Source organism: Cognatishimia activa, assembly GCF_026016445.1.
Lineage (GTDB): Bacteria > Pseudomonadota > Alphaproteobacteria > Rhodobacterales > Rhodobacteraceae > Cognatishimia > Cognatishimia activa_B.
On sequence record NZ_CP096147.1, the window covers coordinates 1,982,873 to 1,996,736 of the forward strand.

Annotated in this window: 15 protein-coding genes; 7 read left to right on the top strand and 8 right to left on the bottom strand. The window is 55.6% G+C overall.

What is annotated here, in order from left to right:
* The first annotated feature begins 127 nt into the window (after positions 1-127).
* Positions 128-1,447, top strand: coding sequence for an ATPase (locus M0D42_RS09875; protein WP_265018442.1), 1,320 nt, complete (start codon positions 128-130; stop codon positions 1,445-1,447).
* 48 nt (positions 1,448-1,495) lie between these two features.
* Entirely contained in the window at positions 1,496-2,206 is a 711-nt protein-coding gene (locus tag M0D42_RS09880; protein ID WP_265018443.1) for a CDP-alcohol phosphatidyltransferase family protein, read from the top strand.
* Positions 2,207-2,229: 23 nt separating this feature from the next.
* On the opposite strand, the gene M0D42_RS09885 is transcribed toward M0D42_RS09880, so the two are convergent.
* From M0D42_RS09885 to M0D42_RS09895, 3 genes are all read right to left on the bottom strand, one after another.
* Complete coding sequence (locus tag M0D42_RS09885; RefSeq protein WP_265018444.1) at positions 2,230-2,688, bottom strand: GreA/GreB family elongation factor; 459 nt, start codon at positions 2,686-2,688, stop codon at positions 2,230-2,232.
* 68 nt (positions 2,689-2,756) lie between these two features.
* Entirely contained in the window at positions 2,757-3,212 is a 456-nt protein-coding gene (locus M0D42_RS09890; protein WP_265018445.1) for a methylated-DNA--[protein]-cysteine S-methyltransferase, read from the bottom strand.
* A 3-nt stretch (positions 3,213-3,215) separates the two neighbouring features.
* A complete protein-coding gene (locus M0D42_RS09895; protein ID WP_265018446.1) occupies positions 3,216-3,845 on the bottom strand; it encodes a LysE family translocator in 630 nt (209 codons plus the stop codon).
* Positions 3,846-4,055: 210 nt separating this feature from the next.
* Between M0D42_RS09895 and M0D42_RS09900 the strand changes: the two genes are divergently transcribed.
* Positions 4,056-4,550, top strand: coding sequence for a hypothetical protein (locus tag M0D42_RS09900; protein WP_265018447.1), 495 nt, complete (start codon positions 4,056-4,058; stop codon positions 4,548-4,550).
* 56 nt (positions 4,551-4,606) lie between these two features.
* Here the strand turns inward: M0D42_RS09900 and ileS are convergent, their stop codons facing one another.
* Positions 4,607-7,567: an isoleucine--tRNA ligase gene (ileS, locus tag M0D42_RS09905; protein WP_265018448.1), complete on the bottom strand. Its 2,961-nt coding sequence runs from the start codon at positions 7,565-7,567 to the stop codon at positions 4,607-4,609.
* Between the two features lie 265 nt (positions 7,568-7,832).
* Between ileS and M0D42_RS09910 the strand changes: the two genes are divergently transcribed.
* The gene (locus M0D42_RS09910; protein ID WP_265018449.1) at positions 7,833-8,246 is read left to right on the top strand and encodes a group III truncated hemoglobin; all 414 of its coding nucleotides are present in this window, start codon (positions 7,833-7,835) and stop codon (positions 8,244-8,246) included.
* Here the strand turns inward: M0D42_RS09910 and M0D42_RS09915 are convergent.
* From M0D42_RS09915 to M0D42_RS09925, 3 genes are read right to left on the bottom strand one after another with little or no spacing between them, the layout of a single operon-like run.
* Positions 8,233-9,243 carry a YcjF family protein gene (locus M0D42_RS09915; protein ID WP_265018450.1) on the bottom strand — a complete coding sequence of 337 codons (1,011 nt, stop codon included), beginning with the start codon at positions 9,241-9,243 and terminating at the stop codon, positions 8,233-8,235. The two genes, M0D42_RS09910 and M0D42_RS09915, sit on opposite strands and share 14 nt — an antisense overlap.
* The gene (locus M0D42_RS09920; RefSeq protein ID WP_265018451.1) at positions 9,240-9,686 is read right to left on the bottom strand and encodes a GNAT family N-acetyltransferase; all 447 of its coding nucleotides are present in this window, start codon (positions 9,684-9,686) and stop codon (positions 9,240-9,242) included. The genes M0D42_RS09915 and M0D42_RS09920 overlap by 4 nt, the downstream gene beginning before the upstream one ends.
* On the bottom strand, positions 9,683-11,095 hold the full coding sequence (locus M0D42_RS09925) for a YcjX family protein (RefSeq protein ID WP_265018452.1): 1,413 nt from the start codon (positions 11,093-11,095) through the stop codon (positions 9,683-9,685). The genes M0D42_RS09920 and M0D42_RS09925 overlap by 4 nt, the downstream gene beginning before the upstream one ends.
* Positions 11,096-11,250: 155 nt before the next feature.
* Here M0D42_RS09925 and truA point away from each other — a divergent pair, with 155 nt between their 5' ends.
* The gene (truA, locus tag M0D42_RS09930; RefSeq protein WP_265018453.1) at positions 11,251-12,024 is read left to right on the top strand and encodes a tRNA pseudouridine(38-40) synthase TruA; all 774 of its coding nucleotides are present in this window, start codon (positions 11,251-11,253) and stop codon (positions 12,022-12,024) included.
* On the opposite strand, the gene M0D42_RS09935 is transcribed toward truA, so the two are convergent.
* Positions 12,021-12,479, bottom strand: coding sequence for a hypothetical protein (locus M0D42_RS09935; RefSeq protein ID WP_265018454.1), 459 nt, complete (start codon positions 12,477-12,479; stop codon positions 12,021-12,023). The two genes, truA and M0D42_RS09935, sit on opposite strands and share 4 nt — an antisense overlap.
* 380 nt (positions 12,480-12,859) lie before the next feature.
* On the opposite strand from M0D42_RS09935, the gene M0D42_RS09940 reads away from it, so the two are divergent.
* Together M0D42_RS09940 and M0D42_RS09945 are read left to right on the top strand one after the other, a co-directional pair.
* The gene (locus tag M0D42_RS09940; RefSeq protein ID WP_265018455.1) at positions 12,860-13,438 is read left to right on the top strand and encodes a thymidine kinase; all 579 of its coding nucleotides are present in this window, start codon (positions 12,860-12,862) and stop codon (positions 13,436-13,438) included.
* 93 nt (positions 13,439-13,531) lie between these two features.
* A complete protein-coding gene (locus M0D42_RS09945; RefSeq protein ID WP_265018456.1) occupies positions 13,532-13,855 on the top strand; it encodes a DUF1992 domain-containing protein in 324 nt (107 codons plus the stop codon).
* Positions 13,856-13,864 lie beyond the last annotated feature (9 nt).

A 13,864-nucleotide genomic window follows, 5' to 3' on the forward strand; every position in this document is an offset into this window, starting at 1 on the left:
CCTTTGGCCTGTGCCCCTCCCAACGTCAGCAGCGGCACATTCATTAACCTTGTCAGCGCCCCATTCCTGCCATGTTCCTCCGCATCATGGGCAGCGGATTATTACGCGTTTGATCGAGGGTCATACCATGAATATGCCAATGGAAGCTGCCGCAACGACGGTGATTGCCCCCCCTGCCCCGAAACGGCTGGAGGATATGCAACTCCCCATCGTCATGATGCGCGACATTCTGTTGAAAACCATGTTCCGCAAAAATGTGGATATGGTCAGCGAAGTGGCGCATGCGATCTGCCTACCCCGCGCGGTCACGCAAGAACTGATCGATATGGCGAGAGAACAGAAGTTTCTGGAAGCCACCGGTACGTTGAACGCGAATTCCGGCAATGAAATGGGTTACCAGCTAACAGACCTCGGCAAAACCCGCGCACAGGACGCGCTGTCGCAGTCGGAATACTATGGTGCGATGCCGGTACCTCTGCATGTCTACGGAGAGCAGATCAAACGCCAGTCCATCCGCAACATCCAGATTTCACGCGAACAACTCACAGGCGCTATGGGGCATCTGATCCTCCCTGACAGCCTACTCGATCACCTCGGCCCAGCAGTCAGCGCTGGTCGTTCGATCCTGATGTATGGCCCTCCGGGCAACGGTAAATCCTCGATCTCAAACGGCATCCGCGACGCCATGGGCGACAAGGTTTATGTACCTCGCGCGATTGAATATGCAGGACAGGTGATCACTGTGTACGACCCTATCGTGCATTCAAAAGCTGAATCCGAAGTGGATGACCCAAACAGCCTGCGCCGCCGCCGCAGCTTTGACACGCGTTATGTGCGCTGTGACCGTCCAACCGTGATCACCGGTGGTGAACTCACGCTGGATATGCTGGACTTGGTCTACAACCCAACCGCACGCACCTATCAGGCCCCGCTTCAACTGAAGGCCGCTGGCGGTATCTTCATTGTCGACGACTTGGGTCGTCAGCAAGAACCGCCGCAGGCGCTTGTGAACCGCTGGATTGTACCGCTTGAAGAGAGCCGCGATATCCTCGCGTTGCAATCTGGTGAGAAGTTTGAAACTCCGTTTGATACGCTGGTTATCTTCTCGACCAACTTCCACCCGAATGAAATCTTTGACCAAGCGGCCCTGCGCCGGATCTTCTTTAAGATTAAAATCGATGGTCCTGACCAAGAAGACTTCCTGAAGATCTTCGCCATGGTCGCTCGTAAAAAGGGTATTCCGCTTGATGAAACAGCGCTGGTGCATCTTCTTCAGAAGAAATACCCAACGATCGATAATATATATGCGAACTATCAGCCGGTCTTCCTGATCGATCAGATGATCTCAATATGTGAATTTGAGGGTATTCCTTACCAGATGACTCCTGATCTGATTGACCGTGCTTGGGCCAATATGTTTGTGAAAGACGAACACATTGTAAAATAAGCGCTCCTTCGCGTTGCAACTGATGGCGGAATGCGCCATCAGAGGTGCATGAGCCCACAGATTAAAGCCCTTTCCGTTCATCTATTGACTGCAACCGGTGCCGTTTTTGCCATGCTCGCCATGTTGGCAGCCGTGGAGGAAAAATGGAGCCTCATGTTTCTTTGGCTTGTGGTGGCCTTTGTGGTCGATGGCATTGATGGCCCTCTGGCGCGTCGATATCACGTCAAACACTACGCTGCAGAATTTGACGGCGTTCTGCTTGATCTGATTATCGACTATCTGACCTATGTGTTTATCCCGGCCTTCGCGCTCTTCAAGTCAGGGCTGATGGACGGATGGACCGGCTGGTTTGCGATCATCATCATCACCTTTGCATCAGCCATGTATTTCGCCGATACACGCATGAAAACAAAGGACAACTCCTTCTCTGGATTTCCCGGGTGCTGGAATATGGTGGTCTTGGTCATCTTCGCACTTGAGCCAAATTTCTGGGTCAGCCTGTCGCTTGTGGCCGCTCTGGCGGTGGCTATGTTCCTCCCGCTGCGATTTATCCACCCAGTTCGAACCGAGCGATGGCGCCTTGTTTCCCTACCGATGGCGCTTGCATGGACTTTCTTTGCGGCCTGGGCCGCCTGGGTCGATTTTCATCCCGAGAGTTGGGCGCACTGGGGCTTGGTGGTCACGTCAGTATATCTGCTGCTGGTTGGCTTCGTGCAGCAGATTTTTCCTGATCGTACAACAGAGCTTGATGCGCCCTAGGCCGCCAGCCATCCTGACAGAGCCTAAAGTACGTCCTCGATGGTAAATTCAGAACCGTTAAATGCAAAGCTGTCGCCGGCCTTAAGACCCGCCATGGCCTGATAGATCGGGCTGCCCGTCGATATGCCCATATAGGTGCTGCCTTCGACATCAAAGCGTGTGGTCGAGACGCAGATGACAAAGCACCTGTTGTTGAAACGCACGACCGCTCCTGGACCGACGGTATCTGTCAGTGAAAAATCCGTATTTTCAATCGCATCAACTTTGGCGTGATGTGCCAGTACAGGGGCGTCAAATGCGACAGCCAAGTCACGGCTTTCGCGTGCTGACACCTGATCATCTTTGTCGTGGATGTCGTGATCGCCGGTTTGGGATTGGCTGAGATGCGCTTCGTAGTGGCTGATGGCAACAGCCAATTCGCCCGCTTCCAAGGCCATCAGGCGGTCATGAATGGCTTTTTTCGAAGTTGCGCGATCTGTCATGTGATCCCCTTTCGTCACAGGTTTCACGTCAACATTGCAGCGAATGGATGGGCGCGCCTTGATCGAGGTCAGAGCAGAAAGCCACCTGCCCCTTCGTGACGCAGAAGGGCAACTTTGGTTTCCACACCGCCCGCTCCACTAAACCCAATCAGTTTATCACCTGCCCCCATCACTCGATGACAGGGGATGATAATTGGGATCGGATTGCCGCCACAGGCCCCACCAACAGGCTGAGCAGACACGCCAAGCGTCTTCGCGATATCGCCATAGGTGCAGGTTTCGCCAAAGGGTATTTTTAACATCTCATCGCAAACGGCACGTTGAAAGTCAGAGCCTTTGACATAAAGCGGCAGATCAAACACCTGCAGCTCGCCTGCAAAATAGGCTGCAAGTTGTGTCACCGCCTGATCCAGCAAGGCCGTATGCGCCGACTCAGTTTCATCCCAGCGAACACTGGTGATCGCACCGTCTTCTTCATAGATGGTCAAGGCACCAACCGGGCTATTAAAACACGCGCTCAGCATTTCCTAGCCCGCCAAAGCCTGATTGCCGGGCTTAGGTGTGAAGAGCAGCAGCAAGCCAAATCCGATCATGCCAAATCCAGATGCACGCTGAAACCAGTGCAAACGGCGTGAAGCTGCCCGCGCGGCAAATTGGCCGACTGCGGCATAGATGAACAGGGCCGCGATCTCCATCACGAGGAACAGGCTGCCGAGGATCAGATAACTCTGGGCGTAATCTTCAACGACAACAAACTGCGGGAAAAAAGCCGCGAAGACCAAAATCGCCTTCGGATTGCCAAAGGCCACAAGCATCTCACTGCGAAACGCTGAGCGGAATTCCAGCTGGCGTGGCTTGAGATCCGAGAGATCCGCCGAAGCAGAAGAACGCAGAATCTTGATGCCCAAATAAACCAGATAGGCCGCGCCGAAAATCTTAATGGCGGTAAACACCATGGCCGAGGCAGATAGGATCACCCCTAGCCCAATTGCGGAAATTGCAATCATCGGTGCAAAGGCCAGAATACGACCCATCCCTGCACGCAGAGCAAACCCTGTTCCCGCCTGCGCGCCATGGGTCATGGCGAGCAAATTGTTCGGCCCAAAGGCCAGGTTGATGGCAAAACACGCCGGGATATAGACGGCAAGATCAAGCATTTTGGCTCCTGAATATCGTCCGTTGTCATGAACTGAACGCGCCGACTGAAACAGATTAGGCGCGTGTTGCCAAGGATTTACCAATTCAACATGCGGTTCGGCTTACCCTACCCGACATTGGCAATGCGGCCAAAATGGGCGCAAACCCCGCTTTAAACACGTTATGTTATATTTTGAGCGAGGCAGTAGATCATAAAAAGGAGAATACCTTTGATCGGACTTATGAACGGCATTGCGCATGGCCACGCCAACCGCCCCTTTCAACATCCAGTTATATCTCGGCTTGCCAATGGTGATGGAGATCACCAGTTAGCGAAGCTCGGCGAGAAACTGGCCGATAGATTTGGCACCCCTGACTCAGAAGCAAGTGGCAGCCAAACCACATTCAACTACACGTCTTTCAATGCGAGCTTTCAGAGCGGACCAGATGGTTTCAGCCTGTCGGTTTCCATCGTGAAGGCGACGATCTCCATCGGGGCGCTTGATGCCGCGAATGGCGATGAGGTTCCTGAGGTCATTGATGGCGAAGCAGCACCTGTAGAAGAGGTGCCTGATATCGTTGTTGAAGCGCCGGAAGATGATGACGGAACGATCGTCAGCGAAGGCGCTGCAGGCGCTCTTTATGAGAAAGCCGCATCAGGCGAAGCTGCTCTGGAAATCCTTGAGAATATGACAGAGCAGGACGGCGAAGGCATCTTGAGCTAAGCAATTATAATTAAAAGAATAAAGGCGCTCTGAAATCAGAGCGCCTTTTCTGTTTCTTAGATCAAGCCCGCTGCGCGTAGCTCGTGTAACGCTGCGGCGTCACGCGCGGATACATCAGGAAATTCAGGGTCAGAGCCAACATCCGGCAGGATCTTCCAAGAGCGCTGACACTTCTGACCTTCAGCCTTTTCAAAGACGACACCCACACCTTCAACTTCCGGCAGGCGGAAAGCTTCGGCTGGGCTAGGGTCACCTGTCAGTTCGATCGCTGATGTGATGCAGACGTCTTCGAACGCAACCGTTTTCAGCGCCGCCAGCGTATCTTCGTCACGCACGTGCACGACTGGTGCCGCCTCAAGCGAGGAACCGATGACTTTATCGACGCGTTGCACTTCCAGCGCAGCGGTCACAACGCGACGCACGGTGCGCACCTTTGACCACTTCGCCGCCAGTTCTTCGTCAAGCCAATCTGACGGTGTTTCCGGCATATCGACCAGATGCACAGAGCTGCCCTCTTCCGGGAAACGCTCCAGCCACACATCTTCCATGGTGAAGACCATGATCGGCGCGAGCCATGTGGTCAGACGGTGGAAGAGGATATCCATTACAGTGCGGGATGCGCGGCGGCGCAATGTGTTGCCGTCGCAGTACAGCGCGTCTTTGCGAATGTCGAAGTAGAAGGCCGACAGGTCCACCGTTGCGAAGTTGAAGATCGCAGAGAACACGCCTTGGAAATCATAGGCCTTATAGCCTTCACGAACTTTCAAATCGAGTTCTGCCAAACGGTGCAGGACCCAACGCTCCAGTTCCGGCATGTCTGCTGGTGCCGTCCGATCTTCCTCGGTGAAGTTGCCCAGCGCGCCGAGCATGTAACGCATGGTGTTGCGCAGGCGGCGGTAACCGTCGGCCACACCTTTCAGGATTTCCGGCCCGATCCGCTGGTCGGCGGTGTAGTCGGTCTGTGCCACCCAGAGGCGCAGAATGTCAGCACCGTATTGCTGCACGACTTTCTCTGGCACGATGGTGTTGCCCAGAGATTTGGACATCTTGTTGCCCTTCTCGTCCAGCGTGAAGCCGTGGGTTACAACATTGCGATAAGGCGCGCGGCCTGCGGTGCCGACAGATTGCAGCAAGGAGCTGTGGAACCAACCGCGGTGCTGGTCGGTGCCTTCCATGTAAACATCGGCGATACCGTCCTCGGTGCCATCTTCGCGATCGCGCAGCACAAATGCGTGGGTGGAGCCAGAGTCAAACCAAACGTCGAGCACGTCATAGACCTGATCGTAATCCGCCGGGTTGGCGATCCCATCGAGCACCTTCTCTTTGAAGCCCTCGGTGTACCAGATGTCTGCACCGTGCTCTTCGAACTCGGCTTTGATACGCGCGTTCAGCTCATCATTGCGCAGCAGGAAGTCTGCATCTGTTGGCAGCGTGTCTTTCTTGGTGAAGCAAGTCAGCGGCACGCCCCAGGCACGTTGGCGGGACAGCACCCAATCCGGGCGCGCTTCCATCATGGAATACAGACGGTTGCGACCAGACTGAGGATGCCATTTGACCTCTTGGTCGATGGCGGTCAGCGCACGGTCGCGGATGGTCTTGCCCAGTTTGTCCTGCCCATCGCCCACTTCCTTGTCCACAGAGGCAAACCACTGTGGCGTATTACGGAAGATCACCGGTGCTTTGGAGCGCCAGGAGTGCGGATAGCTGTGCTTCACACGGCCACGCGCGATGATGCCACCGGCCTCAACCAGTTTCGCGATCACGGCGTTGTTGGCTTTGCCTTCCTTGCCTTTGCGATCAAAGACCTGCAGGCCTGCAAAGAACGGCACATGCGGCAGGAACTCGGATTCCTCACCCACATTGTGGGTCATGCGGTCAATCCAGTTGCGCGCGACAAAACATTCGTAGTCGTCCTGACCGTGGCTTGGCGCAGTGTGCACAAAACCCGTACCGGCGTCATCTGTGACGTGGTCGCCGTCGATCATTGGAACATCATAGTCCCAGAAACCGTCTGCGCCTTCCATGCCGTTGAACGGGTGCTTGCAGAGTGCGCCGTCGAGTTCGGAGCCAGCCACATCACGTACACGAGTGAATTCGGTCACGCGGGATTTCTGCAGCACGTCTTCGGCAAGCGTATCTGCCAAGAGGTAAAGATCACCTTCAGAGGTCCAGCTTTCTTCCTCGGTCGCATCCACGCGGTAGAGACCGTATGCGATCTTTGGATTGTAAGCGACCGCCTTATTGGACGGGATCGTCCAAGGGGTGGTAGTCCAGATAACAACACGTGCGTCCAGCAGGTCTTCGGCAACATCGGCCTCGCCTTCGCCACCGAGGAAGGTGATTTCAAACGGCACCCAGATCGTGTGGCTCTGGTGATCGTGATATTCGATCTCAGCTTCCGCCAGCGCGGTCTTTTCAACCGGGGACCACATCACAGGCTTGGAGCCCTGATAGAGCGTGCCGTTCATCAAGAACTTCATGAACTCATCCGCGATGACCGCTTCGGCGTGGTAGTTCATCGTCAGGTATGGGTCAGCCCAGTTGCCGGTGATGCCCAGACGCTTGAACTCTTCGCGCTGGATGTCGACCCATTTGTCGGCGAAGGCGCGGCATTCCTGACGGAACTCAACCACGTCAACGGCGTCTTTGTCTTTGCCCTTCTGGCGGTATTGCTCTTCGATTTTCCATTCGATTGGCAGACCATGGCAGTCCCAGCCCGGTACGTATCGCGCGTCAAAACCCATCATCTGGTGCGACCGGACGATCATGTCTTTGATGGTTTTGTTCAGCGCGTGGCCGATGTGCAGGTGGCCGTTGGCATAGGGAGGGCCATCGTGCAGCGTAAATGGCGCGCGGCCTTCTTTTTCACGCAGACGGTCGTAGATCCCGATTTCTTCCCAGCGTTTCAGCCATTCTGGCTCGCGCTTAGGCAGGCCTGCGCGCATTGGGAAATCGGTTTTCGGCAGGTTCAGCGTGGTTTTGTAATCTAGGGTATTTTCAGGGGTGTCGGCGCACATTTTCGGCGTCCTTCGATCTTCAGATGTCGGAATAAATGGAAGGGTCGGCGCGGTATCCCATACGCCTTGTCCCGGCGGCTCGTAGCTTCAGAGCGCCGGGTATATAATTCGAATAATGATTGCCATTACACGGGTCATGTCTGCGTTATAGGCCTGTGTTTCATCGGGGTAAAGCGGCAAACACGCCGCATTGCATATCGCATGGAATTCGCGTTGAGTGCGCAGGCGAGAACAGGGATTTGGACGTCATTGATAGGAGTGCCAGATGGCCCATCCCATGCAGCTGTTTGAGATCAGCGCCGAACAGATCGATCAGGTGGTCACCGCCTTCTATGCGCGTATTCGACAGCACCCAGAGCTAGGCCCTGTGTTCGCGGCGCATATCGAAGCAAAAGACTGGCCTGAACATGAGGCCAAAATCGCTTCGTTCTGGCGCAATGGTATCCTGAAAGAGCGCTCTTATTCTGGCAATCCGATGCAAGTGCACATGATGGCCGGCAATGTGAAGCCTGCGCACTTTGCCAATTGGCTGAGGCTGTTTGATGAGGTGCTGGCGGATCAACTACCGCCTGATACGGCGCGTGCCTATTCGGCGCTGGCGCATCGCATTGGGCGTGGGCTGCGGCTAGGTTTGGAACATGTCCAGAAACCCGCTGACCAGCCGCCTATTCTGAGTTAGAGCTGAACAGTCCTGTGAGCGCCCGTTTCACCAACTGACGCACTGAAGGGCGTGTCTTTTTGGTGAAGGCCAGCGGACGACAGACTTCCATCGCAGCAATCCCAACGCGGGCCGTCAAAGCCCCGTTCACCATACCTTCGCCAAAGCGGCGGCTGATTTTTCCAAGAACAGACCCGCCCGCGATGGAACTGAGCAGGTCATCTCCGACAGCAACTGCACCGGTCGCCACCAAATGCGCCATGACGGCGCGGGTCAGACGCCAGCTGCCAAGCGTGCCGGATCGGCCTGCGTAGACTTCCGCAATCCGGCGGATCATGCGAATATTGGCGACCAAGGCAGTGACAACATCTGCCAGCGCAAGGGGGACCAGGGCCGTGACTGTCGCCACCTGACGCGAAGCCGCTTCGACTTCTTTGCTTGCCAAAGCATCCAGAGGGGTCAGCAGCTCTTTTTCAGCTAAGGCAAAGACAGCAGGCGCATCAAACGTATCGTTTAGCCCCTCGCTTAAGCGCTCCCGTCCCCATGCTGTCTCTTCGCGGCTCGCGTACAGCGCTATCAAATCGCGCGCGACTTTGCGGGAGGCTTCGAGGTTGTCATCTGCCACGGCCGCATCCGCTGCGCGGTGCAAGCTGTCGACTTTTCGCAACCGGCCAAAGGCCAGCAGTTCTTTGACGACAATCACCACAGACACCAGCAGCAGGCCTGCCAAAAGGGCGGTGAAACCCATGCCAAGGAGCGGGTATTGCGCCAGCAAAGATTGCACGAAATTCCATGCGGAAATCGACAGGATAGCCGTCAGAACGCTCAGCAAAAGACCCCAAAACCAGCGCGACAGGGCTGAAGGGCGGCGCGCACCAAGGGTCACGACTTGCTGCATCGTCTGACCCGTTGGCGTGGGAAGCAGTTCATCCGGCACATTGGGCGCGTCTTGCACAGCCGGTGCCGCGTCATCAAGTTCGATCAGAACTGGTCCCGAGCTCTGGTTTTCGTTGCTCATGATGCGCCCCTTTCCCAGCGATAGCGAATGTCGGGCAGCTTTTCGTCATTGCCCTGCCCGTCTGTACGTTCCATTTCTACGAAGCCTTCCCGCAGATAAAACCGCTGCGCGCCTTCGTTGAACTGAAAGGTCCAAAGCTCCAGCGCCAGCTCCTGCATTTGCGCGTCCCGAAGGAGCCGATGCCCGATGCCCTGCCCGCAGCTATCACCTACGACATAGAGCGCATGGATGAATTGTTCTTCGCGAGAGATGAAAGCTTTCAGTTCGCCGTCAACCACGGCCAGTGTCACCCAACCGCGCGCAATCATAGAGTCGCAAAACTTGCGGGTCTGACGGCGGCTATGCATGCGTGGCATCCAGGGTGTTTCATCAAGGAAAGCATAGAGGATGTCACCGACATCATTGCTGTCGCTCTCGGTGGCTGGGCGCAGAAGCACGTTCATAACCGGTCCCCGATCAGGAACTGCGCAGCGCGGTCCAAACGGATGTGCGGCGGGCCGAAACCGGGCTTCAGACTGAGTTCAGCAGGCGCGAAGGCCATGAATTGGTAGTCCTCTTGCAGCCATTTGTCCGAACCCGACTTGGCAGCGCTAAGGATGTGATTTGGATCTTCGGGCAATTCTCCCGGAAAGAAAGCGGCCTGCTTGCCACCATCCAGCAAGGTGCCACGTACGCAATCAAGTTGGCGGCCTTTGTGATCTACGGTTTCCTCAACGGTCGTCCGTAGCGACGCCAAAGATAGCGATTGCGTTCGTGCCCCAGCAAATTGCGCGCGGTCGCGTGCATCGCGTGTGAGCGCTTCCATAATGGCAGTGAGTTTACCGTGCTGGCGGTGATGCAGGTGGTCGGCTTTGGTGGCGGCAAAGAGAATGCGCTCGACCCGTTTGCCAAGCAGAAGCCGGTTCAGGAACGCGTTTTTGCCGGGACGGAAGGCCGAAAGGATATCCGTCATCGCCTGACGCATGTCTTCCACAGCCTTAGGCCCGCGATGAATGGCTCCGAGCGCATCGACCAGCACCACTTGGCGGTCGATACGGGCGAAATGATCCTGAAAGAAAGGTTTCACCACCTTGGCCTTATAGGCTTCAAACCGGCGCGCCATTTCACGCGCAAGAGATCGGCGGGGTGTGTCGCTTTCTGGCAGCGGGGCAAAGGTCAGAACCGGTGATCCGGCAAGGTCACCCGGCAACAAGAACCGTCCAGGTGTACAATCGTAGTACCCAGCATCGCGCGCCGTGTTGAGATATTCGGTAAACCGCTGCGCAAGAAACTGCGCCTTCGGCTCCTCTAGTTGAGATGCACCGTCAACGTCATGGATGGCATCGAGATAAGCGGCCCCTTCTGGTCGTGCCGCCAATCGATCCAGTACTTCTGCGCTCCATTGCGCATAGGTCTTGTCGAGGAGCGCCAAATCCAGCAGCCATTCGCCGGGATAATCCACGATGTCCAAATGCACTGTTCGAGGCTTTTGCAGGCCTGCCAAAAGTCCTGCGGGCTGCACTTTGAGCGACAGGCGCAATTCACTGACCGCGCGCGTGCTTTCCGGCCAGTGAGGCTTCGGCCCCAACAAAGCCGCACGGTGATTTTCATAGTCAAACCGGGGAACGGTCACATCCGGTTGCGGCTGCAGGTAGGCCCCTAACACACGCCCCTCAGAGATCGCGGCCACTTGGGTCATGCGACCGCGGTCCAGCAAATTCGACACCAAGGAGGTGATAAATACCGTTTTGCCAGATCGCGCCAAACCTGTGACACCGATGCGAATGACCGGTTCAAACAGGGCTTCTGACAGACCATCGCCCACCGCTTCCACGCGGCGTGACACTTCGTTGGCCAAGTCGGTTATGATCACATCTGCCCCCAATCTTCTTACATGCAAATATGCAGCAAGACGCACCGTTTCCATAGGCAGGATCGCAAAACTGGGCGGGAAAAAGCCAGTACATCTCCCCTCTTAGCCACCGTTTACCCGTTGAACGGCCCCCAATGTGACGCTATGGCGAGGGCATGCGCATTGCTTTGAAAGTCGAATACCACGGAGCACCCTTCGCGGGGTGGCAACGGCAAGCTGACCAACCTTCTGTTCAGGGGGCCATTGAGGCTGCTTTGTCAAAACTGGAACCGGGGGCGCACACAATTGCTGCTGCCGGTCGCACCGACGCGGGTGTGCATGGTCTCGCGCAGGTGGCACATTGCGACCTGAAAAAGGATTGGTCGCCTTTTCGTCTTTCTGAAGCGCTGAACTATCACCTGAAACCCGATCCGGTTTCGATTGTAGATGCAGCCGTTGTCGATGATGATTGGCATGCCCGGTTTTCAGCAATCGAACGCCGTTATCTCTTTCGCATTTTAATGCGCCGTGCACCGGCAACCCATCAGGCGGGGCTTGTGTGGCAGGTTAACCATCAGTTGGACATCGATGCCATGCAGGAAGGTGCGAATTACCTTCTGGGCAATCATGACTTCACCACTTTCCGCTCCTCCATCTGTCAGGCCCTGAGCCCTCAGAAAACGCTGGATGAGCTGCGCGTTGAAAAGGTCGAAATGCCCTGGGGGCCTGAAGCACATTTCTATGTGCGCGCGCGGTCATTCCTGCACAATCAGGTGCGCAGTTTTGTTGGCACTTTGGAGCGTGTGGGGGCTGGAGCCTGGGCACCAGAAGATGTCCGCGAGGCGCTGGAAGCCAAAGATCGCGCCGCCTGCGGACCAGTATGCCCGCCGCAAGGGCTATACCTTGCGGGCGTGGGTTATCCTGAAGATCCGTTTGAGAAAGCGGTTTAAGTCGCTTCGTCTTCCAAGTGTAGCTTCATATCCAGAAGCACATGCTGCAGCGCAAGTGTTTCTTTCAAGAGACGTTTGGCTTCGTTGACGGTGATGACACCATCCTCAATCGACTGATTATACTCGGCCATCAGCATCGCAAATCGCTGACTTAGGGCAATCACATCAGCGTTCACGCCGCCTTTGTCGTCCTGATTGCGACGACGTTCATCGGAGCTGAGCGTAATGCCTTTGAGTTCCGCCAGTGCTGTGGTCACATGAGGGTAGCTGGATGCCTCTTCCAAAGCCGCGACCGCATCTACCGGCATAAACCGATCTGCGTGTTCTTCGTGCTCGGAGTAATACCGGCCCAAAGTGGCCTTGGACTTCCCTGTCAGCTGACAGGCCGCTTCAATCCCGACGTCTTTGACAAGCGCCTCAGTGTGTTTTTTCAGGTAGCTGCCAACGCCGGCCATTAAACGTCCCCCAAGATCGAATCTTACTCTCCCACCCCCAAGGAGGGGGAAATCACTAAGTCTTTCCCCTTAAAGGCAATTCGCTCCTTTGTCATTTGTAAATTGTCTTGATCGAATTTCAAACTTCGGTTCGCCCCATGTTTCTTGGGAACGGAGCGACGAACTTCGTCAACGGGTACAACCTCGGGTGCCCTGCGATGGGTTTCTGCTTGAGGAGGGACAAAGGTATGGCGTGCGGCCATCCCCAGTGACATTCGTCCGACCGCACGCCTGTAAAGAGTTCTTAAGCAGATCCGGGTGGCTTTCTGTAAGCCACCCGGACTTCGTTTATCCACAGCAATCCACTTGATTTCTCAGAAACTCCGGGCCTATCTGCAGGCATGGCAAAGCTCTATTTTCAGTACTCGACAATGAACGCAGGAAAATCGACTGTCCTGCTGCAAGCCGCCCACAATTATCGTGAACGTGGCATGGTGCCGTTCCTGCTTACGGCGAAACTGGATCACCGCGCAGGCGAGGGTCGCATTGCCTCTCGAATTGGGATTTCTGAGGCTGCACAGACATTTACCCCAGAGGATGATCTATTTTCTGTACTTGAGGCGCGTTTTTCTCAAGACGATGTTGCCTGTGTTTTCATCGACGAAGCGCAGTTCCTAACAAAAGACCAAGTCTGGCAGCTCGCCCGCGCCGTGGACGATCTGCGCGTGCCGGTCATGTGCTACGGGCTGCGCGTTGACTTTCGCGGAGAACTTTTCCCAGGCTCGGCTGCCCTTCTCGCCCTTGCGGACGAAATGCGTGAGGTACGCACGATCTGTCATTGCGGCAAGAAGGCCACTATGGTGGTGCGCCAAGATGATACGGGCAATGTGTTGAAAGACGGGGCTCAAGTTCAGATCGGTGGCAATGAAACATATGTGTCGCTGTGTCGCCGCCATTGGCGTGAAGCGATGGAGCATTAATCTCGCACCGCAAATGACTTTACGTTAACGGGCAGAAATCCGGTTTGAATGTCCCTGTATTAAGGGCGTGGCAACAATGATGGAGCCCGCCAAATGAAGTTTTCATTCCTGTCTGAATATCGGATTCGCAAAGCCGAACGCGACGGCCAGCTAGAGGGCTTAAAGGGGGAAGGCAAACCCCTACCAAAAGCCGGAGATGGTGACTTTTCTGAAAACGTCGGATTTCGGATCATGGCGGAGGCTGGCGCGCTACCGAAGGAAATCGAGTTGAAGCGCGAAGAAGAAGCACAACTAAAGGTCCTGCAGCGGACAACCGACCCAAATGCCCGCAAATCAGAAATGAAGAAATTGGCGGATATCCAGCTTCGCCGCGCCATTCAGGAAGAGGCGCGACGAAAATATTATTCGCAAGACTAACCTGCGTGT